The 24,677-nt window shown below is 62.8% G+C and carries 18 protein-coding genes and 1 pseudogene; 6 read left to right on the top strand and 13 right to left on the bottom strand.

Annotated elements, in window-relative coordinates; all coding sequences use genetic code 11:
- Positions 1–160 precede the first annotated feature (160 nt).
- The 3 genes from BLU76_RS07235 to BLU76_RS07225 are packed head-to-tail and all read right to left on the bottom strand — an operon-like array spanning position 161 to position 5,369.
- Positions 161–3,208 carry an efflux RND transporter permease subunit gene (locus tag BLU76_RS07235; protein ID WP_092222208.1) on the bottom strand — a complete coding sequence of 1,016 codons (3,048 nt, stop codon included), beginning with the start codon at positions 3,206–3,208 and terminating at the stop codon, positions 161–163.
- Positions 3,205–4,269, bottom strand: a complete 1,065-nt coding sequence (locus tag BLU76_RS07230; protein WP_092222206.1) for an efflux RND transporter periplasmic adaptor subunit — start codon at positions 4,267–4,269, stop codon at positions 3,205–3,207. Before BLU76_RS07230 ends, BLU76_RS07235 begins: the two co-directional genes overlap by 4 nt.
- Complete coding sequence (locus tag BLU76_RS07225; RefSeq protein WP_092222204.1) at positions 4,266–5,369, bottom strand: efflux RND transporter periplasmic adaptor subunit; 1,104 nt, start codon at positions 5,367–5,369, stop codon at positions 4,266–4,268. The genes BLU76_RS07230 and BLU76_RS07225 overlap by 4 nt, the downstream gene beginning before the upstream one ends.
- Before the next feature lie 140 nt (positions 5,370–5,509).
- On the opposite strand from BLU76_RS07225, the gene BLU76_RS07220 reads away from it, so the two are divergent.
- Positions 5,510–6,670, top strand: coding sequence for an AAA family ATPase (locus BLU76_RS07220; RefSeq protein ID WP_092222202.1), 1,161 nt, complete (start codon positions 5,510–5,512; stop codon positions 6,668–6,670).
- A 122-nt stretch (positions 6,671–6,792) separates the two neighbouring features.
- On the opposite strand, the gene BLU76_RS07215 is transcribed toward BLU76_RS07220, so the two are convergent.
- The 3 genes from BLU76_RS07215 to BLU76_RS07205 form a co-directional block, all read right to left on the bottom strand.
- Entirely contained in the window at positions 6,793–7,575 is a 783-nt protein-coding gene (locus tag BLU76_RS07215; RefSeq protein ID WP_003196610.1) for a MetQ/NlpA family ABC transporter substrate-binding protein, read from the bottom strand.
- 280 nt (positions 7,576–7,855) lie between these two features.
- Positions 7,856–8,791 carry a sigma 54-interacting transcriptional regulator gene (locus BLU76_RS07210; protein ID WP_063323456.1) on the bottom strand — a complete coding sequence of 312 codons (936 nt, stop codon included), beginning with the start codon at positions 8,789–8,791 and terminating at the stop codon, positions 7,856–7,858.
- A gap of 46 nt (positions 8,792–8,837) precedes the next feature.
- Positions 8,838–9,419 (bottom strand): alpha/beta hydrolase, encoded by a 582-nt coding sequence (locus BLU76_RS07205; protein WP_092146617.1) that lies wholly within the window; start codon positions 9,417–9,419, stop codon positions 8,838–8,840.
- A 105-nt stretch (positions 9,420–9,524) separates the two neighbouring features.
- Between BLU76_RS07205 and BLU76_RS32215 the strand changes: the two are divergent.
- Positions 9,525–9,623, top strand: a pseudogene (locus BLU76_RS32215) (metal ABC transporter ATP-binding protein); the annotation flags it as partial.
- Between the two features lie 7 nt (positions 9,624–9,630).
- On the opposite strand, the gene BLU76_RS07200 reads toward BLU76_RS32215, so the two are convergent.
- Positions 9,631–9,876, bottom strand: a complete 246-nt coding sequence (locus BLU76_RS07200) for a DUF2789 domain-containing protein (protein WP_063323458.1) — start codon at positions 9,874–9,876, stop codon at positions 9,631–9,633.
- A 148-nt stretch (positions 9,877–10,024) separates the two neighbouring features.
- Here BLU76_RS07200 and BLU76_RS07195 point away from each other — a divergent pair, with 148 nt between their 5' ends.
- On the top strand, positions 10,025–10,549 hold the full coding sequence (locus tag BLU76_RS07195; protein WP_092222200.1) for an NfeD family protein: 525 nt from the start codon (positions 10,025–10,027) through the stop codon (positions 10,547–10,549).
- 1 nt (position 10,550) lies between these two features.
- A complete protein-coding gene (locus BLU76_RS07190; protein WP_063323460.1) occupies positions 10,551–11,312 on the top strand; it encodes a slipin family protein in 762 nt (253 codons plus the stop codon).
- Positions 11,313–11,448: 136 nt separating this feature from the next.
- Here the strand turns inward: BLU76_RS07190 and BLU76_RS07185 are convergent, their stop codons facing one another.
- The 5 genes from BLU76_RS07185 to BLU76_RS07165 are packed head-to-tail and all read right to left on the bottom strand — an operon-like array spanning position 11,449 to position 22,866.
- Positions 11,449–12,393 carry a sulfotransferase family protein gene (locus BLU76_RS07185; RefSeq protein ID WP_092222198.1) on the bottom strand — a complete coding sequence of 315 codons (945 nt, stop codon included), beginning with the start codon at positions 12,391–12,393 and terminating at the stop codon, positions 11,449–11,451.
- Positions 12,381–13,166 (bottom strand): aspartyl/asparaginyl beta-hydroxylase domain-containing protein, encoded by a 786-nt coding sequence (locus tag BLU76_RS07180; protein WP_092222196.1) that lies wholly within the window; start codon positions 13,164–13,166, stop codon positions 12,381–12,383. Before BLU76_RS07180 ends, BLU76_RS07185 begins: the two co-directional genes overlap by 13 nt.
- A gap of 12 nt (positions 13,167–13,178) precedes the next feature.
- The gene (locus BLU76_RS07175) at positions 13,179–14,693 is read right to left on the bottom strand and encodes a TolC family protein (protein ID WP_092146624.1); all 1,515 of its coding nucleotides are present in this window, start codon (positions 14,691–14,693) and stop codon (positions 13,179–13,181) included.
- Between the two features lie 40 nt (positions 14,694–14,733).
- Entirely contained in the window at positions 14,734–21,969 is a 7,236-nt protein-coding gene (locus tag BLU76_RS07170) for an Ig-like domain-containing protein (RefSeq protein ID WP_092222194.1), read from the bottom strand.
- Positions 21,970–22,020: 51 nt separating this feature from the next.
- A complete protein-coding gene (locus BLU76_RS07165) occupies positions 22,021–22,866 on the bottom strand; it encodes a sulfotransferase family protein (protein ID WP_092146628.1) in 846 nt (281 codons plus the stop codon).
- Between the two features lie 306 nt (positions 22,867–23,172).
- Between BLU76_RS07165 and BLU76_RS07160 the strand changes: the two genes are divergently transcribed.
- Together BLU76_RS07160 and BLU76_RS07155 are read left to right on the top strand one after the other, a co-directional pair.
- Positions 23,173–23,760: a phage tail protein gene (locus tag BLU76_RS07160; protein ID WP_092146630.1), complete on the top strand. Its 588-nt coding sequence runs from the start codon at positions 23,173–23,175 to the stop codon at positions 23,758–23,760.
- A 46-nt stretch (positions 23,761–23,806) separates the two neighbouring features.
- Positions 23,807–24,118, top strand: coding sequence for a DUF6916 family protein (locus BLU76_RS07155; protein WP_092146632.1), 312 nt, complete (start codon positions 23,807–23,809; stop codon positions 24,116–24,118).
- Between the two features lie 66 nt (positions 24,119–24,184).
- Here BLU76_RS07155 and BLU76_RS07150 read toward each other — a convergent pair whose 3' ends face one another.
- Positions 24,185–24,676 carry a GNAT family N-acetyltransferase gene (locus BLU76_RS07150; RefSeq protein WP_092146634.1) on the bottom strand — a complete coding sequence of 164 codons (492 nt, stop codon included), beginning with the start codon at positions 24,674–24,676 and terminating at the stop codon, positions 24,185–24,187.
- Position 24,677: the final 1 nt, after the last annotated feature.

The following is a 24,677-nucleotide window of genomic DNA, read 5'->3' as shown; positions in this document are numbered from 1 at the left end:
CCCGCAGGATTTCGCTGAAGATCAAGCCCCGCAGAAACCCGTGGCGAGGGAGCTTGCTCCCGCTTGAGTGCGAAGCGCTCATCGCTTATAGGGCTGCTTCGCAGCCCAGCGGGAGCAAGCTCCCTCGCCACAGAAGTAGTGCAAAGCCAGCTCCCGTCGATCAATCGCGCTTCGGCTCGCGGATCTTGTACCAGGCCACATACAGCGCCGGCAGGAACAGCAGCGTCAGTAGGGTGGCGATGATGATCCCTCCGATCATCGCGTAAGCCATCGGCCCCCAGAACACTTCCCGGGCAATCGGGATCATCCCCAGGCTCGCCGCGGCGGCTGTGAGCAGGATCGGCCGGCGCCGGTGTTCGGTGGCCTCCACCACCGCATCCCAGGGCTCGTAGCCGTCACGTTCGTATTCATCGATCTGGGTCACCAGGATCACCGAGTTACGGATGATGATGCCGATCAACGCGAGGATCCCGAGGATCGCCACAAAGCCCATGGGCGTGCCCGTCGGCACCAGCGCCAGCACCACGCCGATCAATCCGAGGGGCGCGACGCTCGCCACCAGGAACAGCTTCTGCACGCTGTGCAACTGAATCATCAGGAAAGTCGCCATCAAGAACAGCATCAACGGCACGACACTGGCGATCGGCCCTTGGGCCTTGCTGCTCTCTTCCACCGTACCGCCCGTGGCGACCTTGTAGCCCACAGGCAGGCCGGCGGCGAATTTGTCGATGGCCGGTTGCAGTTGCTTGACCAGGTCGGTGGGTTGGATCTCGTCGCGCACGGCAGCCTTGATGGTGATGGTGGGCTTGCGGTCACGACGCCACACCAAGGGCTGTTCCAGTTCATAGCGCACCGTGGCGAACGCCAGCAACGGAATCGAGGTGCCGCCCGGGGTGACGATTTGCAGGTTCTGCAGGGTTTCCGGCGAACCGCGCTCGGCATCTTCAGCGCGACCCACCACATCGATCAGGTAGATATCGTCGTTGACCTGGGTCACTGGCGAGCCACTGACGATACTGTTCATCAGCCTGGCCACATCTTCGGAAGACAAGCCCAACTGCCGCGCCTTGTCCTGGGCGATGTCGATGCGCAGCACCTTGCCCGGTTCGTTCCAGTCGTAAATGATTTCGCCAATATGCGAGTTCTTGTCCAGCTCGGTGGCCAGCTCGATCGCATGCTTGCGCACCTGGTCGATGTCCTTGCCGCTGACCCGGTACTGAATCGGCCGGCCCACTGGCGGGCCCATTTCCAGGGCTTGCACGTAGCTGCCAATCCCGACGAAATCCTCACGCAGACGCTTTTGCAGGCGCTCGGTGAGGGCCGTGCGCGACTCCAGGCCTTTGCTGACAATCACCAGTTGCGCGTAGTACGGGTTCTGCAGTTGCTGATCCAGCGGCAGGTAAAAGCGAATCGCACCTTCGCCGATGTAGGTGCTCCAGCGCTCGATATCCGGGTCGCCCTTGAGGGTCGCTTCCAGGCGATCGACCGCCCGGCGGGTCTCGTCCATCGAGGCGTTTTGCGGCAGGTTGAGGTCCACCAGGATTTCCGGCCGGTCCGAGGACGGGAAGAACTGGTTCTGCACGAAACGCATGCAAAACACCGACAGCACGAACAACAACACGGTGATGCCGATGGCCCACCAGCGATTGCGCATCGCCCACAACAGGCCACCGTTGAACGCCCGGCCGATCCGCCCCGGCTCGGCGCTGTGGGGTTTTACGTTGGTGCTGAGGATGTGCACGCCGATCACCGGGGCAAATAACACCGCGACGATCCATGACACCAGCATCGCCACCGCGATGACCGCGAACAGGGTGAAGGTGTACTCACCCGCAGAACTGGCGTTCAGGCCGATGGGCACGAAACCGGCCACGGTCACCAGGGTCCCGGTGAGCATCGGGAATGCCGTCGAGGTATAGGCGAACGTCGCGGCCTGGTCCTTGCTGTCGCCTTTTTCCAGGCGCGTGACCATCATTTCCACGGTGATCATCGCGTCGTCCACCAGCAGGCCGAGGGCGATGATCAACGCACCGAGGGAAATCCGCTGCATGGTGATGCCGCTGTATTCCATGAACAGGAAGACCATCGCCAGTACCAGCGGAATCGAGCAGGCCACCACCAGTCCGGCCCTGACGCCGAGGCTGACGAAGCTGACGACCAGGACGATGATCACCGCCTCGAACAAGGCACTGGTGAAGCCGCCGACCGCCTCTTCCACCACTTCGGCCTGGTCCGACACGGTATGCACGCCAACGCCCACCGGCAGGTCAGCGGTCAGCTCGCTCATGCGCGCATGCAGCGCCTTGCCGAAATCCTGGATGTTGCCGCCCTTCTTCATTGCGATGGCGAGGCCGATGGCCGGTGTACCGTTGAAACGGAACATCGGCGTGGCAGGGTCAACGTAACCGCGGCTGATGTCGGCGATGTCGGCCAGCCGATAGAAGCGGTCATTGAGCCGCAGGTTGACGTTGGCCAGGTCTTTTTCGGATTGGAACTGCCCGGACGTGCGCACGGAAATCCGCTCGGGCCCGGCATCGATCACCCCGGCCGGGGTCACGGCGTTCTGGGTTTGCAGGCTCTGCACGACCTCGCGCTGGTCGATCCCCAGCGCGGCAAGTTTGCGCGTGGAGAAGTTCAGGTAGAGCACTTCGTCCTGCTCGCCCACCATCTCGACCTTGCCCAGGCCCGGGACGTCACGGATCTCGGCGCGCACCTGTTCCACGTAGTCGCGCAACTGGCGCATCGACAGGCCGTCGCCAGTGAAGGCGTACACCGAACCGTAGACATCGCCGAACTCGTCGTTGAACCCGGGTCCTTGCAGGCCGTCAGGAAAATCGCCGCGAATGTCGTTGATCTTCTTGCGCACCTGGTACCAGATCTCGGGAATTTCCTTGGCTGCGGTGGTGTCGAGCAGGTACACGAACACCGTCGATTCTCCCGGTCGGGTGTAGCTTTTGACGTAGTCGAGGGAATCAAGCTCTTCGAGCTTCTTCTCGATGCGGTCGGTGACCTGCCTGAGGGTTTCTTCCTGGGTCGCGCCAGGCCAACGGGTCTGGATGACCATGGTCTTGATCGTGAACGAGGGGTCTTCTTCGCGCCCCAGGTTCATGTACGAAAACACGCCCATCAACAACGCCACGAACATCAGGTACCAGACGAACGACTGATGCCGCAGGGCCCATTCGGACAGATTGAAAGGCCCTTTCATCGTGCATCCTCGTCGAGTTTCACTTTCTGCCCCGGCTGGAGACTATTCACCCCGGCGCTGACCACGCGATCGCCGGCCTTGATGCCGTTGGCCACCAGCACCGAACTGGCCGAACGTTCGAGAATCCGCACGTCACGGGGTGAGACGGTCTGGCTGTGGGGGTCGACCAGCCAGATCCGCGCCTTGCCGTCGATCTCTTGCAACGCGCTTAGTGGCAGCTCGATGCGCGGTTCGATCGTCGAGCTCAGGGTCACGCTGATGGCCGTGCCCAGGCGAAAACCTGGTGGTGTATCGGCCAATGTCAGGCGCGCGCGGCGGGTACGGGTGGCGCTCTGGGCCTGGGGTTCGATCTCGCGCACGGTGGCGGTGGTGTGGATGCTCGGGTCCATTTGCGCGGTGACTTCGAACACCACGTCCGCGGGCAGCCGGTCGACGAGATCGGCCGGCAGGTCGATCACTGCCTCCTTGATGTCCGGGCGGGCCAGGGTCACCACTTGCTGGCCGGCGGTGACCACCTGCCCGGCTTCGGCATTCCAGGCCGTGACGACGGCGTCGTGGTCGGTGTGCAGTTCGCTGTAGTTGAGCTGGTCGCGGGCCTGCTCCACCGAAGCCCGGGCCTGTTCAAGGGACGCGCCGGTAGTTTTCAAGTCGGTCTGGGCGATGTCCAGTTGCGCCTGGGCACCGACGCCACGGTCGAACAATTGCTGCTGGCGGCGGGCATTGGCCTGGGCATTGATGTACTGCGCCTCGATCCGCGCCAGATCGCCCTGGGCGGCGCGCAATTGGTTCTGCTGGTCGGTAGGGTCGAGCGTGGCAAGCAGGTCGCCCTTCTTCACTTCAGCGCCGACGTCGACATTGCGGCTGGCGATCCGTCCTGGCACGCGGAAACCCACGTTGCTCTCGTAGCGGGCCTGGATATTCCCGGCGAACCGCCCAAGCGCCTGCTGGTCGAGGGCCCTGACTTCAATTGACAACACTGGGCGCACCGGTTCGGGTGGCGCTTCTTCCTGGGAGCAGGCGGCCAGCAAGAGGCCGACCGAGACCATCCATAAACCCTTCATGGCTGGACTCCCGGCGTGGTTTTTCCAGAGGTGTTTTCAGCGATCTCGACGCGTACGCCGGGGTGTAGCAATTGCCCGCCCGCTATGATGATTTTCTCACCGCCCTTGAGGCCATCACTGACGATGACTTTGCCGGTCAGGTAGCGGCCGACGGTCACCGTTTGCAACTGCGCCTTGCCCTCGCTGTCCACCAGCCACACGGCCGGCTCACTGAGGTTCTTGGTCAAGGCCGACCAGGGCAGCTCGAAGGCGGTCTTGCCGGCGGACTTGGCCGTGGCACTGACCACCGAGCCCAGGCGCATGCCTTCGGGCAGATCATCAAGGGTGACCTTGACCTGCACGGTGCCGGTCTGGGCAGACACCGCCGGGGTGATCTCGCGCACCGTGCCAGTGGTCTTGATGGCGGGGTTATCCAGCAGACTGATGGTGATCGCAGGGTCCGATGGCGGTTCGCTCAACAGCGACTCGTAGATGTTGAACACTGCGTCGCGTTCGCCATCCCGGGCCAGGCTGAAGATCGGCTCCGTCGCCTGCACCACCTGGCCGACTTCCGCCTGGCGCGCGGTGATGATGCCCGGGGCCTCGGCAATCAGTGCGGTGTAGCTCAGTTGTTCGCGGGCGTTGGCCAGTTGGGCCTGGGCGGCGGTCAGCGCACTCTGGCTGCTGCGCAGTTGAGCCTGGGCGGCGTCGTATTCGCTCTGGCTGGTGTAGCCCTTGGGCAAGAGTTTCTGCTGGCGCACGAAGGCCGCCGCACTCTGCTTGACCCGCGCCTGCTCGGCGGCCACCTGGGCCGCTGCGGAGTCGACGTTGGTCTGCAGGTCCCGAGGATCGAGCCGGGCCAGCACTTGCCGGGCCGAAACCCGGGCGCCGACATCGACCTTGCGCTCGATGATCTTGCCACCCACGCGAAACGACAGATCAGCCTGCACCCGCGCCTGGACATCGCCGGTCAAGGTCACCGAAGCGGCGTATTCGCTGGGCACGGCTTGCTGCACGAAAACCCGCGGCAGGGCTTTTTCCACAGGCTTTTCATCGCCGCATCCGGCCAGCAGCACACAGAGGCCCAAGCCGACTACCAGTTTGATTCGGGGACCAGCCATGCAGACTCCTTTGCGCTGTACGGACGTACCAGTGACGATACGACTGTGAGCTTAGAACAGGGTTCAACGAATACAATGGACGCAACAAATCGGGCAAACTGATCACTTCCCTATGGACCCCCAGCAGCTGGAGTCTGCTCATGCTCAAGACCCTGGCGGTGGCCAATTACCGATCCATCAACAAGCTGGTAATCCCCCTGGGCCGGCTGAACCTGATCACCGGTCCCAACGGCAGCGGCAAGTCCAATCTGTACCGCGCCCTACGCCTGTTGGCAGAGACAGCCCAGGGCGGGGTGGTCAACGCCCTGGCCCGCGAAGGCGGACTGGACTCGACCTTCTGGGCCGGGCCGGAAGAAATCAGCCGGCGCATGCGTAACGGCGAGGTGCCGGTCCAGGCGATTGTGCGCCAGGGCACCAAGCGCCTGCGCCTAGGCTTCGCTGGGGAGGACTTCAGCTATTCGATCGCCCTGGGCTTGCCAGAGCCCAGTCGTTCAGCGTTTTCACTGGACCCTGAAATCAAGCGCGAATGCATCTGGGCCGGCCCGGTGTTTCGGCCGGCCAGCCTGCTGGTGGACCGCAACGGGCCCATGATCCGTGCCCGCGAAGGCCGCTCCTGGGATGTGCTGGCCCAGCACACGCCGACCTTCGACAGCCTGTTCGACCAGGTCGGCAGCCTGCGCACTTCGCCAGAGGTCTTGCAGATGCGCGAGTTCATTCGGCGCTGGCGCTTCTACGATCATTTTCGCAGCGATGCCGACGCCCCGGTGCGCCAACCGCAACTGGGCACCCGCACGCCGGTGCTGCACCACGACGGGCGCGACCTCGCCGCCGCGCTGCAGACGATCCTGGAAATCGGTGACATCGAGGCCTTGCATGCCGCCATCGGCGACGCGTTCCCCGGTGCCCAACTGCACATCGAGAAACTGCAAGGCGGACGTTTCGCTATCGCGTTTCAACAGCATGGCCTGCTGCGCCCGCTGTCCGCTGCCGAACTGTCGGACGGGACCCTGCGCTATCTGCTACTGGTGGCCGCCCTGCTCACACCACGACCACCCTCGCTGATGGTGCTCAACGAACCGGAAACCAGCCTGCACCCCGATCTGTTGCCGGCCTTGGCGCGGCTGATCATCCGGGCTTCAGTCAATTGCCAGGTCTGGGTGGTGTCCCACGCCACGCGCCTGATCGCCGCCCTGGAGCAGGATGAAGACTGCAATTGCATCGTGCTGGAAAAGGAGCTTGGACAGACCGGGATTGTCGGGCAACGGATGTTGGATGAGCCGGCGTGGCATTGGCCGGATTGACTGGCGCCCGATCAACCGAATCGCGAGCAAGCTCGCTCCCACAATTAAAACGCGAGCACAAAAAACGCCGACGCTGTATCAGCCGTCGGCGTTTGAAACTGTGACAAGGTTCAGCCCGCGAATCAGAACGCCGGCAGTACCGCGCCGCTGTATTTCTTCTCGATGAACGCCTTCACTTCAGGGCTGGTCAGGGCCTTGGCCAGCTTCTGGATGGCCGGGCTGTCCTTGTTGTCAGGACGGGCCACCAGGAAGTTGACGTAAGGCGAATCCGCGCCTTCGATTACCAGTGCGTCCTTGGCTGGGTTAAGACCCGCTTCCAGGGCATAGTTGGTGTTGATCAGGTCCAGGTCGACCTGGTCCAGCACGCGCGGCAGCATGGCCGACTCCAGTTCCTTGAACTTGAAGTTGTGCGGGTTCTTGGCGATATCTTTCGGGGTCGCCAGAGCGTTTTTCGGGTCTTTCAACTCGATCAGCCCAGCCTTCTGCAGCAGGATCAGGGCACGGCCGCTGTTGCTGCCTTCGTTTGGCAATGCGATGGTCGCGCCATTCGGCAGATCAGCCAGCTTTTTGTACTTCTTCGAGTAGCCGCCGAACGGTTCGACGTGAACGCCGATCACGGTCACCAGATGGGTGCCTTTGCCTTCGTTGAAGTTCGTCAGGTACGGCAGGGTCTGGAAGTAGTTGGCGTCCAGGCGCTTCTGATCAACCTGTACGTTGGGTTGGACGTAGTCGGTGAATACCTTGATTTCCAGGTCCACACCTTCTTTGGCCAGGGCCGGCTTGATCAGTTCGAGGATTTCAGCGTGGGGTACCGGGGTGGCGGCCACGACCAGTTTCTCCGCGGCCTGGGCCAGGCCCGAGGCCAAGGCTGCCGCCAATGCGGTGAACAACAGAACCTTTTTCATGCAGTGTCCTTATCGAAAATCACTGTCGTCATGGACGACGGCCAAATGTGGAGTGCCAGTGAAGTGCTATCGCTGGCGTGGTGCGGACAATACCGACATTTTTTATTCCTTAACAATATCTTTTGTTCAAGTTCATATTCATTTTCCTCATATAGCTAACACCGCTTTTGTGGCGAGGGAGCTTGCTCCCGCTCGGTTGCGCAGCAACCGCAAGATCTTGGGGCCGCTACGCAGCCCAGCGGGAGCAAGCTCCCTCGCCACAAGAGTGGGTCAGCCACACTTACAGCGTCGAGCCCAATCGACTGAGCAGCACCTTGAGTGCGGCACGCTCACCTTCCGATCCCCCTGCGATGACCTGCGCCACTTGCTGCTCGATCAGTTCAGGCACTGAAGGCTGGGGCGGCAAATTCAGGTGCTCGGGTAAAATCTCGTCACCGGTGCTCACCAGCAACGCGAAGTGAATGACATTTTCCAGCTCGCGGGTGTTGCCCGGCCAACTGTGCCGCTCGAGGGCGTACTGCGCCGCTTCACTGATCAGTGGCACGCTGAGACCGAGTCGCTGGCTGTAGATGCCCAGGAAATATTCGGCCAGGGACAGGATATCGCCCACCCGCTCACGCAGGGCCGGCAGTTCCAGTTGGCCTTCGCCAAGGTAATGGTAGAGCCGCTCGTGGAATTTCCCGGCCGCCACCGCTTGCGCCAGGTCGATGCTGGTCGCTGCCACCAGGCGGACATCTACCGGGCTGGGCTGATGCGCCCCCACACGAGTGACTTCATGGTTTTCCAGGGCCGCCAGCAATTTGATCTGGATCGGCAGCGGCAAATCACCGATTTCATCCAGGTAAAGGGTGCCGCCGTTGGCCGAACCAAACCAACCGGCCCGGCTGCTGGCCGAACCGCTGTAACTGCCGGCGGCATAGCCGAACAATTCGGCGTCGGCGTAGGTCGGGCTGATGGCGCCGCAGTTGACCGACACAAACAACCCACCGCGATCACTTTCGCGATGGATATGTCGAGCCAGCAGTTCCTTGCCGCTACCGGTTTCACCCCGTATCAGCACCGAGACCGCACGTGGCGCCAGTTGCTCCAACGCCTGGCGCAGCTGCCGCGAACGTGGGTCGACGAACACCAGCGCCTTGGCGCGAATGCTCAGGGGGCTTTTTTCCGCATCGGGAAAGGTCAGCAAGGGCTGACCGAAGGTTTCATGCAAACTCATGGCAGGCTCCCGCCCCAGACCGCCGGGAGACGGGGGGCGCTAAAATTCAGGCGCGACGCAGGGCGTGATGCTCCATGCGGTTTTGCAGGCGATAGAGGTAAGCGAAACCCTGCTCCCAACGCTGGTGACCGGACTTCACGTTGATATGCCCCGCCCCGGACAGAATCCCGGCCTCGGCGCCCCAGTTGCGGGCCAGTTCCAGAGCGCGCGGAGCGCTCACGGCGGCGTCGTTGTCGGAGCTGACCACTTGGCTTGGGAACGGCAACAGATCAGTGGGAATCGGCGCGAAGTTGCGCAGCGCCGGAACGCAAGCCGGCCGCTCGACATCCGCCGGCGCCACCAACAATGCCCCGCGTACTTGGCGCAGGAACTGCACCGGCGCGGTGGCGGCCCAATGGGCCACCGTGATGCAACCCAGGCTATGGGCAATCAGGATCACTGGCGTGCTGTCGGCGGCCACGGCCTCGGCCAACGCCGCGACCCAGTCTTCACGCCGGGGCGTCAACCAGTCGGCCTGCTCGACCCGCGCGCTGTTGGGCAGGCTGTTCTGCCAGTGGGTTTGCCAATGATTTTCCGGCGATCCTTGCCAGCCCGGCACAATCAGGTAGCGAATCGATTCGTTGCGCATGGGTTGCTCTCCTGCGTGTCTGTTCCCAGACGAGTATAGGGAGGAGAGCTATATTATTTAAGGAATAAGAAGATATTTATTAATAACTATAAAGAATAATCGTTTATCCCTGTGGGAGCGAGCTTGCTCGCGAAAGCAGTGGGTCAGTTGACACTGATGTTGCCTGACACGACGCATTCGCGAGCAAGCCCGCTCCCACAGGTTTTGTACATCACTCGCTACGGCCCTTGCGCAACAACACATCCAACTGGTCTATCACCTCCGCCCAGTCCGCATCCTCGAGGATCTCGTCGCGCAGCATTTGCCGCTGGCCCTCGCTCCAGAAAAACGCATCGGCCAGGTGCAGTCCGGGCTTGAGGGGTGAATGGCTGGTGATAAATTTATCAATGCCCTCGGCGTCATCGGGCAAGCCCAGTTGCTTGAATAATGAGGAAAGAGGGTGAATTGGGGTTTCCATACGGGCCTCCTGAACATAATGGAGATGGCGGGGTGTTTCTCCGCAGTCTAGCCCCTCGACGACCGCCAGACTGATCAAAATTCAATCAACCCTCGACTCGACTAGACTTTGAATAACATCCCGACGAATACACGTTGCGGAGGGTCCTGTGAACATTCACTGGTTGACGGTTGCGCTGCTGGCGATCAGCGGACCTGTGCTCGGCGCCGATGGCCTCGTGCTGCCAGGCACCGATTCCCTGGGTTTCTGGCTGGTTGCCGTTGGCGTGGCCTTGCTGGTCTTCGAGGCGGCCCTGCCCAATTACGGTATCGCAGGGCTGGGTGGCATTGTCCTGTGCGTGATTGGCGCGGTCATCCTGACCAACGCCGATATACCGGCTCCGCTGATGCTCGGCCTGGGCCTGGCCAGCGCCTTGCTGCTGATCGTCCTGTTGGTCCGTGCGTTGAAAACACGACCGCGCCAGCCTGTCAGCGGCGATGCGGCGCTGTTGGGCAGCGTCACGATGGTGACCGCGTTGCAGGCCGGCAATCATCATCATGGCTGGGTCCAGTTGGAAGGCGAACGCTGGCAGGTGGCAAGCGCAACGCCGCTGCGGCCTGGGCAAGCGGTGCGAGTCATCACTCGCAAGGGTTTGCTGCTGGAAGTGGCCCCCGCTGATTCACAAGGAGTCTGAGATGGGCATGCAAATCGGTTTTGTGCTGCTGTTGTTACTGTTGATTGCACTGGCGGGTGCGACGTTCCGGATCCTGCGCGAATACGAACGAGCGGTGGTGTTCCAGCTCGGTCGGTTCTGGCAGGTCAAGGGGCCGGGATTGATCCTGCTGATTCCGGTGGTGCAGCAGATGATCCGCGTCGACCTGCGCACCATTGTCCTCGACGTGCCGCCCCAGGACGTGATCACCCGCGACAACGTCTCGGTGAAGGTCAACGCGGTGCTGTATTTCCGCGTGCTCGATCCGCAGAAAGCCATCATTCAGGTCGAAAACTTCCTCATGGCCACCAGCCAACTGGCCCAGACCACCTTGCGCGCGGTCCTCGGCAAGCATGACCTGGACCAACTGCTGGCCGAGCGCGAGCAATTGAACGGCGACATCCAGCAGGTGCTCGACGCCCAGACCGATGCCTGGGGCATCAAAGTGGCAAATGTCGAGATCAAGCACGTGGACCTCAACGAATCGATGATCCGCGCCATCGCCCGCCAAGCCGAAGCCGAGCGCGAACGCCGGGCCAAGGTGATCCACGCCGAAGGCGAGCTGCAGGCCTCGGAAAAACTCATGCAGGCCGCCGAAATGCTCGGCCGCCAGCCAGGGGCCATGCAGCTGCGCTATATGCAGACGCTGGGCTCGATTGCCGGGGATAAAAGCTCCACCATCGTCTTCCCCTTGCCGATCGAGTTGCTCAAGGGAATGGCGGAGTTGTCGCCCAACAAGCCGTGATGGATTAGGCAAGGCACAAGCGAGCCCCTGTGGCGAGGGAGCTTGCTCCCGCTGGGCTGCGTAGCGGCCCCAAGATCTTGCGGTTGCTGCGCAACCGAGCGGGAGCAAGCTCCCTCGCCACAGGACACTCCTGAATTCAAGACCTTCTCAAACACTCGAGCGCTTCGTAAGGCCCCCACGCCCAGCGCATGACCCGCTCCCGCAACAACACCGAAGCCTCGCGGCGCTTGTCCTCGCTATCGCCAACAAACGCCTGCGCCGGCTGCTTGGCATGCTGCCCCACTGCGGCGAACACTTGCCTGCCTTGCTCCTCATCAAGCCGGAAAAACGCCGCCAGCTTGCCCGTCATCACCTCGGGCAGTTCGGTGTAGTTGACCGCCATTGCACCCAATACCTGACAGTGGTCCAAACCCGTCGCCAACAACTGCCCCACCCGGCGCGAGATGAAATCTTCCGGGCTACTGAACGGCAACCCATCGTCCAGCACACTCGTCCCGATCATCCCCGGCACCATGTGCAGGCCAGGACGACGCAGATGGGAGACGGCGATTTCCAAAGGGTCGCGGTACAGGAACAGCCTGGGGCTGTCAGGAAAACATTCTCGCAACAGCGCCAACTCACCGATGTTCCAGGCGTCGAGCTTGACCACCAGCCGTTGCTCCACGCCTCGTCGGCGCTGCCCATAAGCCGACATCAAGCCCTTGAGCGCCACGCACCGCTCGGGCGACGGCAAATCACTGCGCAGCAACGTATCCAGGGGCGGTGGTTCCGAGATGACGATATGGTCGTCCAACTGGGCAAGCATCTGGCTGATCAATGTCGAGCCGCAACGGGAGGCATGGAAAATGAATGCGCTGGGCTCCAGTCCCGGGGTTTGTCGTTGCCACTGACCGAGGGCGTCCAAGGGAGTCCGGCGGCGGAACGCCTGGTTGAAGGGCAGGCGCAGGGCGTCTTCCACCGCATCGCCAAAGAATGGCTGTGACAGTCGCGCATCGCCGAACCAGCACCAATCGACCCACCACTGCCCAGCCTCTTGCCACACGCGGATCGGCAGCCAGCCGTCCAGGTTCAGGCTTTCCACTGGTCTCTCCACTGTCGGCGACCGTTGCGCATGGCCGCCCGGAGTTCTTGCGCAGTGAAGTGCAGGCCTTGTCCGGCACCCAGCGCAATTGCGCACTCAATGAAAGCGTCTACGTCATGCACGCTCTGCAAGGTTCGGGCGAGTTGGATATCAGTCTCTACGTGCTGCTGAAAACGGGCGAAGTCGCTATGCCCGCCGCCAGTTGCCGGTGTAGTGGGCAACCCAGCGGCAATCTGCTGCTCCAACCAGGGCCCCGGGCGGCAATCGAGCACCAGATGAACTCTGGGCTCGGCACTGCGGTTATCGACGCGATGAGGTCGCGACAAGTCGAGAAACCAGCACTCGCCCGCCGTCATAGGCACACGCTGGTCATCCAGCCAGAAGTCCACTTGCGGCGGGCTGAGCAGCGGAATGTGCAGGCGCAGGTCGGCGTCCGGCCCGCCCAGGTCATAGTCGCGATGCTCGTGAATGCACCCACCCGGCCCGAGCCGCAATAGCCGGGCCGAGACGATCTCCAGGGAGCAATCACGCAACGCTTCGCGCCAACGACGATCCTCTGACCAAGGCGCGCGCGTCACAGGCAGACCGCGCCCGGGAGACAACTCGGTCAAGGCATCGACCGCCGAAATCAGCGCCACCCCGCTCCAGTCGCCACTGTAAAAGGCACTGTTGAAATGCCCCTGCCAGCGCTCGTCTTCAATGGCGGCCAATGCCTGCAACAGCAACGGCAGGTTCACCGCCACCGGCAGCCGGGAAAACGCCGGGCGCGTCATGCCAGCGCCCGGTTACTGAGTCACCGCGGCCGTCGTCGGCACCGTGATGTCGCCCTGGGCCCAGGCCGCTTCACGATTAGCCAGTGCCGTGGCGATCGACTGGACTGCGGTCGATTGCACTTCGTTTGGCAGTGGGTCGAGACCGGCACTGGCAAAGATCTGCCCGTAGGCGTTGCGCAGGTCAGCGTAGGCCAGGTCCCGGCGCAGATCGGCCTGCAAGGTATTCAGTTCACCCTGGATCAGATCCAGCTCGCCAATGCCGGCAGCCTGGTGCCGATTGCGCAATTGACCGACAATCTGCCCGTCAATGTCCGACAGTTGCTGGCTGGTCTTGAACTGGCGCAGCGCTTCGCGATAGTTGGCGTTGGCGACGTACAGCTGCGCCAGCACGGCAATCGACATCGCCTGGCGCCGCGCCGAGGCCACTTCTTCACCGGCCTTGGCCACGTCGATGGCCGCCGGGGCGGAGATCACGTTGAACAGGTTCCAGGTGACTTTCACACCGTAGTCAGCCCAGCCCTGTTCCACCAGGAACGAGTTGCTGTCGTAATGCCCGCCGGCGGAAAACTCCAGCCCCGGCAGCAGGCGCAGCATGGCCTTGCGGGTTTCGGCGGCGGTGATGCGGGTCTGGTAATCCTGCTCGCGCAGTTCCGGGCGGCTGGCCAGGGCTTCCTGTTCGAGACGAGCCAGGTCGACCTTGAGTTCCGGGATGACGTATTCATCCTGGGTGGCCAGGGTCAGCTCGGTACCCAGGGGCAAGTTGATCAGGGTCGCCAGTTCGGTCTTGGCCAGGGACAGCGCCCGACGCTGCTCTTCCAGTTGACGGGTCGCCTGGATCAGCGAGCGCTGGTAACCCAGGGCCTGCACCGGGTCACCAATGCGCTGTTCGCTCATGCTCTGGCTGTTGTCGCGCGCAGCCTCGACCCGGGCCATCAGGCTGTCGATCTGCTTGAGCAAACGTTCGGCGGCCATGGCGCGCCAGTAGGCCGAACGCACGTCCTGGACGATGGTGTTGATCACCTTGCGCCGGCGCTCCTGCACGATCAGGCGCTGGTCCCCGGCCTGCTTGGCGCTGATGTAGCTGACGCCGAAATCGAGCACGTTCCAGACCATGGTCAGGTCCGCCACCTCGCGGTCGCGGTCCTGGGAGGTCGACGGTTCCAGGGACTGGGTGCCGGTTTCCACGCTCTGGCTGCTGGAGGCATTGACGTTGTTGCGGCCCACATAGCCGGCGTCCAGGGCCATGCGCGGCAGCATGTCGAAACTGGCCAGGTCCAACTGACGCTTGGCCAGGGCTTCCTCCATGATCTTCAAGCGGCCTTCGAGGTTGTACTTCACTGCCCGGGCCATGGCCTGGTGCAGGGTCAGCGGGCCACTGAGCGGCTCCTGATCCTTGTACATATTCTGCAGGTCGGTTCGAGCGCGCTGCTCGCTGACGCTACGCTCGATCGGATCGCTGGTGACCGCACATCCACTCACCACCAGCGCCAGCAAACTCATACCGAATAACTTCTGACTTCTATTCATTCCCTGGATTGCCCCTGACTGCCCCAATATTTTTTAGAATTCAGGCCTGCGCCTGGCTGATGCCGACCTGTCGTAACGCCGTTGCCAAGCTGTCGACCTGACGCTGTTCAGTATCCTTGAGCTGTTGCAGCTGCTGGCCCAAGGTCGGTGCGCCGAACATCCCGCGCAGCCCTTGGGACACATCGCCGCCCTGCATCGACTGACTGCCGAAGGCACCCATCGATTCGCCCTCGGAAGCGGAGTCCTGGGTGAACAGGGTCGAAAGCGTGCTGCTGCCGAATACCCCACCATCGCCCCCACCAAAGCCCAGGAAGCCCTGGCCCGAACCATCGCCAGCGGCATCGCTGCTGAACACCTGAGCGATATAGCTAGGCGCCAGTTGACCCCGGTTGATGAAAATATCTCCAATCGGCTTGAGGCCCCCGCCCATGTCCCGTTGCTCGAACAGCGGCGGGAACCCCAGCGGCGAACCGAGATTGCCGGTCGGCGGGGTAAAGACGATCGGTTGCAGCGGCACCTCGGACGGCGGGATAACCGTGACCGGGTCGGAGGTCAGGAACTCCGGCGGCGGCTTCACATCGTTGGGCACCACGGTGTCGATCGCATAGTTGTTGGACACCGCCACGCTGCCCCCGGCGTTGCCCGACAGGTCGCTGACGTTGCTGGTGTCCAGGGCAATGAAGTTGCTCGGGTCGGTGAGGTTCACCGTCGGTGTGAACGTCGCGGTCCAGGTGATACCGCCGTCGCTGCTGCTCAGGTTGGTCAGCTCGCCGTTGGTGACGCTGAGGTCCGACAGATCGAAATTGCTCACCGCCTCGCTGAAGGTGATGGTGACCTGGGTCGTCTCGCCCACGGTCAGGTTCGGATCGGCCACCACGATGGTCGCTGTCGGCCGGGTGGCATCGAGCGCGTAGTTGGCGGAGATCGCGATGCCCACGCCGGCGTTGCCGGCCAGGTCCTGCACATTGCTGGCGTCGAGCAGGATCAGGTTGGTGGCATCGTTGACGCCTGCAGTAGGCGTCAAGGTCGCCGTCCAGGTCAGGCCACCGTCACTGCTGGCGAGGTTGGACAGCACACCATTGGCCACACTCAGGTCGGACAGGTCGAAACCGGACACCGCCTCGGTGAAGGAGATAGTCACGGTGGTGCTCTGGCCGATGCCCAGGGTGGTGTCGCCCACGGTGATGGTGGCGCCTGGGCGAACCGTGTCGATTGCGTAGTTGTTGGAGTCCACCACACCGACACCGCTGTTGCCCGAGGCGTTGACCACGCCGCTGGTGTCCAGGCTGATCAGGTTGCTGGTATCGGTGATGCTGGCGCTCGGCGTGAACGTGGCCGTCCAGGTGACGCCGCCGTCGGTGGACGACACATTGCTGAGCGTGCCGTTGCTGATGGTCAGGTCACTGTTGTCGAAACCGCTCACCGCCTCCGAGAACGTAATGGTGACCTGCGAGGTTTCTCCTACGCGCAGCGCACTGTCGGCCACCACGATCGTGGCAGTCGGCACCTGCGTCTCGACCGCATAGTTGGCTGAGTCGGTGGTACCTGCCCCGCTGTTGCCAGCCGCGTCGCTCACGCCGGTATTGTCCAGGCTGATCAGGTTGCTGGCATCGGTCACGCCCAGGGTTGGCGTGAAGGTTGCGGTCCAGGTCAGGCCGCCATCGCTGCTGCTGACAGCGCTCAGGGTACCGTTGGCGACACTCAGGTCAGCGTTGCTGAAGCCGGTAACGGCCTCGCTGAAGGTGATGGTCACTTGGGCGGTTTCACCCGGTTTCAACACCGAATCGCTCAGCACGATGGTGGCGGTCGGACGCTGGCTGTCGACGCTGTAGTTGTTCGAATCGGTGGTGCCGCTGCCCGCGTTGCCCGCCAGGTCGGCGACGCCGCTGTTGGCAAGGGTGATGACGTTGCTGGTGTCCGTGATGCCAGCGGCAGGCGTGAAGGTCGCGGTCCAGGTAATGCCACCGTCATTGCTGCTCAGCCCGCTGAGGGTCCCGTTGGCGACGCTCAGGTCGGCAGTGGTGAAGCCGGTCACGGCCTCGCTGAAGGTGATGGTCACCAGCGAGGTCTCGCCCGCGGCGATGGCGGTGTCGGCGACGACGATGGTCGCGGTCGGGCGCACGGTGTCGATGGCGTAGTTATTGGAATCGGTGGTGCCGACGCCAGCGTTGCCCGAGACGTTGACGACACCGGTATTGTCCAGGGTGATCAGGTTGCTGGTATCGGCAATGCTCGCACTCGGTGTGAACGTAGCCGTCCACGTGACGCCGCCGTCGGAGGACGACACATTGCTCAGCGTGCCGTTGCTGACGGTCAGGTCGCTGTTGTCGAAACCGCTCACCGCTTCGTTGAAGGTGATGGTCACCTGGCTGGTTTCACCGATGCTCAGGGACGTATCGGCCACCACGATGGTCGCGGTCGGCACCTGGGTATCGACGGTGTAGTTGGCGGAGTTGCTGGTGCCGGTACCGGCGTTGCCGGCCGCGTCGCTCACGCCGCTGTTGTCCAGGACGATCAGGTTGGTGGCGTCCCGCGTACCGGTGGCCGGGGTAAAGGTCGCCGTCCAGGTAATGCCGCCATCGCTGCTGCTCACGGCGCTCAGGGTGCCATTGGCCACGCTCAGGTCCGAATTGTCGAAACCGCTGACCGCCTCGCTGAAGGTGATGGTCACCAGTGAGGTTTCGCCGACGCTGAGGTTGCTATCGGCCATCACGATGGTCGCGGTCGGGCGCAGGGTATCGACAGCGTAGTTGTTCGAATCCGCAGTGCCGGTGTTGATGTTGCCCGCCACATCGGCGATCGAGCCACTGTTGAGGCTGATCAGGTTGGTACTGTCGCTGATTCCCGCACTCGGGGTGAAGGTCGCGGTGAAGGTAATGTTGTCGCTGGTACTCAGCCCGCTCAGGGAACCATTGGCCACGGTCAGGTCCGCCAGGGTGAAGCTCGTCACGGCCTCGCTGAAGGTAATGGTCACCAGCGAGGTTTCGCCAATGGCAACGGTTGGGTCGGCCATGACGATGGTCGCAGTGGGGCGCACGGTGTCGACCACGTAGTTATTGGAATCGGTGGTGCCGACACCTGCGTTGCCCGCGCCGTTGATCAAGCCGGTATTGTCCAGCGTGATCACGTTGCTGGTATCGGAAATGCTCGCGCTCGGCGTGAACGTGGCCGTCCAGGTGACGCCGCCGTCGGTGGACGACACATTGCTGAGCGTGCCGTTGCTGACTGTCAGGTCCGCGTTATCGAAACCGCTCACCGCCGAATTGAAGGTGATGGTCACCTGGGTCGTTTCACCGATTCCCAGCGTACTGTCGGCGACCACGATGGTCGCGGTCGGCACATTGGTGTCGACCTGGTAGTTGTTGGAGTTGGTCGTGCCGGTGCCGGTATTGCCCGCCGCATCGCTGACGCCGGTGTTGTTCAGGGTGATGACGTTGGAGGTGTCGCTGACACCGAGCGCAGGCGTGAACGTCGCCGTCCAAGTGATTCCACCGTCGCTGCTGCTGACCGCACTCAGCGTGCCATTGGCCACGCTCAGGTCCGAGTTGTCGAAACCACTGACCGCCTCGGAAAACGTAATGGTCACCAGTGAGGTTTCGCCGACGCTCAGCGCGTTGTCGGCAACCACGATGGTCGCGGTGGGACGCAGCGTGTCGACGGCGTAGTTGTTGGAGTCGGTGGTGCCGCTGCCGGCGTTGCCCGCCCCATCTACGACGCCCGTGTTATTCAGCGTAATCAGGTTGGTGGCATCGCTGGTGCCGACGCTCGGGGTGAAGGTGGCGGTGTAGGTGATGTTGTCGCTGGTGCTCAGCCCGCTCAGGCTACCGTTGGCGACCGTCAGGTCAGCCAGGGTGAAACCGGTCACCGCCTCGCTGAAAGTGATGGTCACCACCGAGGTTTCGCCCAGGGCGACGGCCGTATCGGCGACGACTATGGTGGCGGTGGGGCGCGCCGTGTCGATGGCGTAGTTGTTGGAGTCGGTGGTACCGCTGCCGGCGTTGCCGGCGGCGTCCGCAACGCCGGTGTTATCCAGGGTGATCAGGTTGGTGGCGTCGCTGATGCTGGCGCTTGGGGTCAGTGTCGCGGTCCAGGTGATACCGCCGTCGCTGCTGCTCAGCCCGGTCAGGGTGCCGTTGGCGACCGTCAGGTCGGCAGTGGTGAAGCCGGTCACTGCCTCGTTGAAGGTGATGGTCACCAGCGAGGTTTCGCCGATTCTCAAGGCGTTGTCGGCGACGACGATGGTCGCGGTCGGGCGCGCGGTGTCGACGGCATAGTTGTTGGAACTGGTGGTGCCGGTGCCAGCGTTACCGGCCGCGTCCAGTACGCCGGTATTGGCCAGGACAATCAGGTTGGTGGCATCGCTGATGCTGGCGCTTGGGGTGAGCGTCGCGGTCCAGGTGATACCGCCGTCGCTGCTGCTCAGCCCGCTCAGGGATCCATTGGCAACGGTCAGGTCGGCCAGGGTGAACCCCGTCACCGCCTCGCTGAAGGTAATCGTCACCAGGGAGGTTTCACCGATGTTCAGCGCGTTGTCGGCCACCACGATCGTGGCGGTCGGGCGCAGGGTGTCGATCGCGTAGTTGTTCGAGTCGGTGGTGCCGGTACCGACGTTGCCGGACAGGTCGGCAACGCCGCTGTTGCTCAACGTGATCAGGTTGCTGGTATCGCTCACGCTGGCGGTCGGGGTCAGCGTTGCGGTCCAGGTGATACCTCCGTCGCTGGTGCTCAGCCCGGTGACCGTGCCGTTGGCCACCGTCAGGTCAGCGGTGGTGAAACCACTGACCGCCTCGTTGAACGTGATCGTCACCAAGGATGTTTCACCGGCGCTCAACGCCGTGTCAGTCACCACGATCGTGGCGGTCGGCAGCACGGTGTCGATCGCGTAGTTGTTGGAGTTGGTGGTGCCAACGCCGTCGTTGCCACTCAGGTCCGCGACACCGGCATTGTTCAGCACCACCAGATTGGTGGTGTCGGTGACAGCGGCGTCGGGTGTCAGGGTTGCTGTCCAGGTGATACCGCCGTCACTGCTGCTCAGGCCGCTGAGGGCGCCATTGGCCACCGTCAGGTCGGCCGTGGTCAAGCCGCTGACCGCCTCGGAAAAGGTGATGGTCACCAGCGAGGTTTCACCGTTCCTGAGGGCCGTGTCAGATACCACGATGGACGCCGTCGGCGCCACGGTGTCGTTGACCACGTAATTATTCGAATCGGTGGTGCCCACCCCGGCGTTACCGGCCAGGTCCGCCACACCGGTGTTGTTCAAGGTGATGATGTTGGTGGTATCGGCGATGTTGCTTGCCGCCGTCAGCGTGCCGGTCCAGGTGATGCCGCCGTCGCCGCTGGTCAGCGTGCCGATGGTGCCGTTCTGTACGGTCAGGTCCGCCGCGGTCAGCCCGGTCACCGCCTCGGAGAAGGTGATAGTCACCTGCGACGTGCCGCCAGAGTTCAGGTTGGTGTTGGCCACCACGACTGTCGCGGTGGGCGGCGTTTCGTCCGGCACATAGTTGGTATTGATGGTGCCGCCGTCGCCATAGACGTTGGCCACCGAACTCGGCGAGACACCTGCCGTGCCGGCACTCGTTCCACCGGTGCCGCTGCCACCGACGTTGCCGGCCAGGGCCGCGAAGTTGGCCGCAGTGATCAGGATCGAACCCTTGTTCCAGATCGCACCGACACCCACGCCACCGGCGCCGCCCGCCTGGGTGTAGCCGCCGCCGGCACCGCCGCCACCGCCACCACCGCCCGCGCCGATGTTGTTGGAGATGACCGAGTTGCCGATGATCCGCAGGGTTGCGCCCGTGTCGTTGTAGATACCGCCAACCGCGCCACCGCCGGCACCGCCGATGTCGTTATAGCCATCGCCACCACCGCCGCCGCCGATGGACAACCCGCCGCTGCTGGCCGTGCCACCGGAGGAGCCGGTGCTGTAGCCGGCATAGACAGCGCCGCCGGCACCGCCGGTCGCGGAGCCGCCACGCCCGCCGATGTTGAAGAAGCCGCCACCGGCACCGCCCTGGTTGGTAGAGCCCAAGGAACCCGAGGAGTTGAGCGTATCGCCGCCACGCCCGCCGATCCCGCCGCCGAGCGCACCACCGCCACCGCCACCACCACCTGCGTATTCCGGCGTCACACCACCGCCGCCGCCACCGCCCGCCGCCACGTTAGCCGTGACCGTGACGTTACGCAGGGTCAAGGTACCCGCGTTGTTGATCCCGCCGCCCTTGGCCACCAGCGCATCGTCACCACCGTTACCGCCGTTGCCCGACACAACGCCGCGGGTAATCACCAAACCATCGAGGGTGGCCGTGGTGCCGGCCGTCACGCTGATCACCTGGGTGCGGAACTGCCCGTCCAGGGTGACATCGGCGACGTTGTCGTTGTTGAGATCGCCGTCGATCGTGATGTTCTGGTTCACCACCAGCACCTGGGTCAAGGCAACGGTCATGCTGCTGTTGAAGGTGACGATATCGCCGTTCTGCGCGGAAACCAGGGCGGCGCGCAGGGAGCCCACGCCGGAATTGGCATTGTTGGTGGCGGTCCAGGTGGCCAGGCCCCATTGGTACTCGCTCATGGCCGTGGCCGAGAGCGCATTGGCACTTTCGATGTTGCCGGTGGCGATCTCCAGGTCCCAGTCGCCGCCGACGCCAGTGCGATCGTCGGAAGCCGCCACGTCACGCCCGGTCAACTGCGCCAATGAATCCACCAGGCTCAGGCCACGCTCGCCTTCGGCGGTGTAGCAGCCGTAGATCAGGATATCGCCGCCGGCGTTCATGTCCTGGCCGATCTGTGCCAGCACTTCGCTGCGGGCCTGGACGTTGTCCGCCGACAGGTAGCTGTTGCCCAGCCACAAATCACCGGCATTACCGTGGGCGATGATCTGCACCGAGCTGACGCCCTGGTGGGTGTCCAGGTAATCGGCGATCTGTTGCAGACCGTCCTTGGTGGCATCCAGTTGCACCACCTGGGTCCCGGGCGCCACGCCTTCGAGCAGGTTGGCGGAATCCTTGACCCGGGAATCGACAAACACCACGGATTTGCCCGGAACGGCAGCCTGGGTGGCATCGACCTGGCCTTGGGGTGCATGACTATCGGCAGGCTGGTCCGCTGTGGGCGTCTTGGCCGCCTCGGCAGTCGGATGAGCGTCCGGTTGCGCGGCGTCGGCCACGGTTGCCGCCACCGCGCCGTCGAACAGCATTCGCGGCTCCAGGGACATGATCATTGGCGATGCCAGGGCCTGTGCGCCCTCGGTTACCCGCGATTTGCCTTTGCTCCACCACATGACGATCACCTGGACTCGAACTTCTTGAACACAAATGAAAAAAAACCGCAGTCAGCTGACGGCGGCGTCGGTTTTCATACGAATGACATTGGCGGCGCTTGCGGACCCATCGCGCCAGAACGACAACTCGGCATACTTTTCAAACAGATCCGGCGGCAGCAGGGTGCGTCGAGCTTGCGGCGCGACCTTGGGCTTGACCTTGTGCAGGCCGGCAACGCCCAGTGCCTGGTCGAAGGCCGGTGCGTCGTAGGTCAAGTGATTGAAATCGTGCTCGAACCAGGGCTCGCCGATAAACTCGTACACCAGTCGCATGACCCGCTCCGGTGCCTGGCTCAGCAGGTCGTAGTCAACGACCAGCAACGACTCGGCGTTCTCGCCGTAATAGGCCTCTTTGAGCGCCGTCCAGGCAAGCCCCACCAGACGATTGCGCTGGGCCAGGGTTTCGCAGCGGCTGTAGACGGTGTTGCGCTCGTCATCGTCGTTGAACAGCTTGGTGTTCTCGAACGGATTGGCGCGATAAAGGCGCTCCAGGCTGTCGAGGATCCAGGCAACGTTGCGCACGCAAGCGATGGTCTTGGCCTGGGGAAACAGGTCCTGCAGGGCAGGCAAACGGGCACACCATTGGCGATTGGTGTCGAAGATGACCGGTTTATCGGCTTTGTCGGCGTAGTAGGAATCGAAGAGGCCACGCAACAGGCGGCGGCGCAGGTCGGTGTCGATCACCGAACCGAACTCGCTGCCGGCGCTGCATTGTTGCAGGACGGTGCTGAACAGCGAACCGACGGGACTGGTCATCCCGGCATGAAAGCGCGGATTCTGCAGCAAAATGGCAGAAAGCAGGGTCGAGCCTGAGCGCGGTAAACCGGAAATAAAGTGAAACTGCGGCAATCCATTCACCTGTTTGTAGTCCCTTTATATCGCGAAGCGTAGCCGAGGAAACAATCTTCGCCTAGTGGTACTTTGACATCAAAATCAGCCAATTCTGTAAAAAAGATGGACGGTATAGCGGCGACGCGAACCTGAATCGATTAAGCCGATCGACCACATTTTTCCTCTATTGCTGCCCAGCAGAATGAGACATCCCCGTCTACGCTCAGCCGTGCGTGACCAGGCCAGGGAATGAAGGCATCGGGCTGACCGCACTACCCTCCCTTGGATCCTGGCGGCATTGCCATACCAATAATCTGAAGGGATGAGGAATCTATGGAAGTATTTATGGGCACCATCCAACCGTTTGCCTTTAACTTCGCCCCCAATGGGTGGGCTCAGTGCAACGGGCAGAGCCTCCCAATTGCCCAGTACCAGGCTTTGTTCTCCTTGCTCGGCACGTATTACGGAGGCAACGGCACCACCAACTTCATGCTCCCCAATCTGCAAGGCCGCCTGCCGCTGGGACAAGGCAACGGCCAGGGTCTGACGCCGCGGGTCATGGGCGAAGTCTCCGGCACCGAAAACGTCACTGCAACGATCAGCAACCTGCCCGCCCACACTCACACCCTGGCGGGACTCACCGCCTCCACCACCCTGCAACTGGCAAACCCGGCCAGCAACCCGGTGAATACGCCGACGGCCACCAACTCGTTCATCGGCACCTCGGGCACCGGGCCTGGCTCGGCGGCGATTTATTCCGATCAGATCGGCGCCTCACCAGTGCCGGTCAAGGGCGTGAGCACGAGCATCGACGGCACGATTTCCCCCGCGGGCAACGGCTTGCCAATGGCGGTCATGAACCCGTTCCTGGTGGTCAACTTCAGTGTCGCCTTGAACGGTCTATTCCCAACCCGTAACTGATAAACCGCCGGAGGGCTGCGGTCCTCCGGCCTTTTGGAGTGTCGACATGCTGCAACAGGTTCATAGCCGCCATTTCCAACCGCTGCTAGGCCAGACCGGCAGCCTGACCCTGCCCGACGGCAGTTGCCTGCCGGTGCGCTTCGAAACCCTTGAAGAAACACCTCGGGCGAAGATGCCGAACACCGAGCGCATGCCCTTCAGCGTCGAGTTCAACAGCCTGGAGAGCACCGCGTTCGTGGACGGCCTGTGCGGGCTGGAGGTGCCGGAACTGGGCAAGATCGAGGGGGTGTTCGTATCACGGATGCCGCCCATGGGACGGGATCCGGCGCTGGGATACTTCTACATCGCGTTTAACTAAAAACTGATGATCCCTTGTGGGAGCAAACCCGCTCCCATATTGAACAGGTGACCAGTCAGGCACTGTTCAGTTGCCTTTCGGATACCAGACCAACCGCTCCGCCGCCGGGTTGCTTTCCTGCACTTCGAAACCCAGCGCCAGGTAGTGCCGACGCGCGTGGGGGTTGCTGGTCCAGACCACGGTCGCCACCGGGCAGCGGACCTGTTGCGCGGCTTTTTGCACCCCTTGCAGCACCGCCCGGCCATAGCCTTGCCCGCGGGCCTGAGGGATAAAGGCCAGGTACAGCACGCGAATTTCATTGGGACCAAAATCAGTGCTCAAGGCGCCGATAGCGGTGCCGAGTTTTTCCACCACGTAATGCATGGCATTGGGGAAGCACTCTCCCAACCCTTGCTCCTGCACTTGAAACTGCTGGGCAATCACCTGCCGCACCTGCTCATGCTCGCCGTCGATCCACTGCAGATCCGGTCGTGCCGCCTGGTAAAGGCTCTGCAAGAACGGACCATCGCTGACCCGCGATGGCCGCACCACCAATCCCTCCGCCGCCACTGAATCCATG

The sequence above is a fragment of the Pseudomonas sp. NFACC08-1 genome, assembly GCF_900106735.1.
Lineage (GTDB): Bacteria > Pseudomonadota > Gammaproteobacteria > Pseudomonadales > Pseudomonadaceae > Aquipseudomonas > Aquipseudomonas fluorescens_Q.
Note: the sequence above shows the minus strand (reverse complement) of the source record. Positions and strands in the feature narration are given on the sequence as shown.

Excerpts from the sequence above, each read along its gene's own strand:
- BLU76_RS07200 (WP_063323458.1), bottom strand. The coding sequence starts at position 9,876 with ATGGAAACCCCAATTCACCCTCTTTCCTCATTATTCAAGCAACTGGGC.
- BLU76_RS07215 (WP_003196610.1), bottom strand. The coding sequence starts at position 7,575 with ATGAAAAAGGTTCTGTTGTTCACCGCATTGGCGGCAGCCTTGGCCTCG.
- BLU76_RS07225 (WP_092222204.1), bottom strand. The coding sequence starts at position 5,369 with ATGGCTGGTCCCCGAATCAAACTGGTAGTCGGCTTGGGCCTCTGTGTG.
- BLU76_RS07210 (WP_063323456.1), bottom strand. The coding sequence starts at position 8,791 with ATGAGTTTGCATGAAACCTTCGGTCAGCCCTTGCTGACCTTTCCCGAT.
- BLU76_RS07205 (WP_092146617.1), bottom strand. The coding sequence starts at position 9,419 with ATGCGCAACGAATCGATTCGCTACCTGATTGTGCCGGGCTGGCAAGGA.
- BLU76_RS07230 (WP_092222206.1), bottom strand. The coding sequence starts at position 4,269 with ATGAAGGGTTTATGGATGGTCTCGGTCGGCCTCTTGCTGGCCGCCTGC.
- BLU76_RS07150 (WP_092146634.1), bottom strand. The coding sequence starts at position 24,676 with ATGGATTCAGTGGCGGCGGAGGGATTGGTGGTGCGGCCATCGCGGGTC.
- BLU76_RS07155 (WP_092146632.1), top strand. The coding sequence starts at position 23,807 with ATGCTGCAACAGGTTCATAGCCGCCATTTCCAACCGCTGCTAGGCCAG.
- BLU76_RS07235 (WP_092222208.1), bottom strand. The coding sequence starts at position 3,208 with ATGAAAGGGCCTTTCAATCTGTCCGAATGGGCCCTGCGGCATCAGTCG.
- BLU76_RS07220 (WP_092222202.1), top strand. The coding sequence starts at position 5,510 with ATGCTCAAGACCCTGGCGGTGGCCAATTACCGATCCATCAACAAGCTG.
- BLU76_RS07170 (WP_092222194.1), bottom strand. The coding sequence starts at position 21,969 with ATGTGGTGGAGCAAAGGCAAATCGCGGGTAACCGAGGGCGCACAGGCC.
- BLU76_RS07180 (WP_092222196.1), bottom strand. The coding sequence starts at position 13,166 with ATGACGCGCCCGGCGTTTTCCCGGCTGCCGGTGGCGGTGAACCTGCCG.
- BLU76_RS07160 (WP_092146630.1), top strand. The coding sequence starts at position 23,173 with ATGGAAGTATTTATGGGCACCATCCAACCGTTTGCCTTTAACTTCGCC.
- BLU76_RS07175 (WP_092146624.1), bottom strand. The coding sequence starts at position 14,693 with ATGAATAGAAGTCAGAAGTTATTCGGTATGAGTTTGCTGGCGCTGGTG.
- BLU76_RS07190 (WP_063323460.1), top strand. The coding sequence starts at position 10,551 with ATGGGCATGCAAATCGGTTTTGTGCTGCTGTTGTTACTGTTGATTGCA.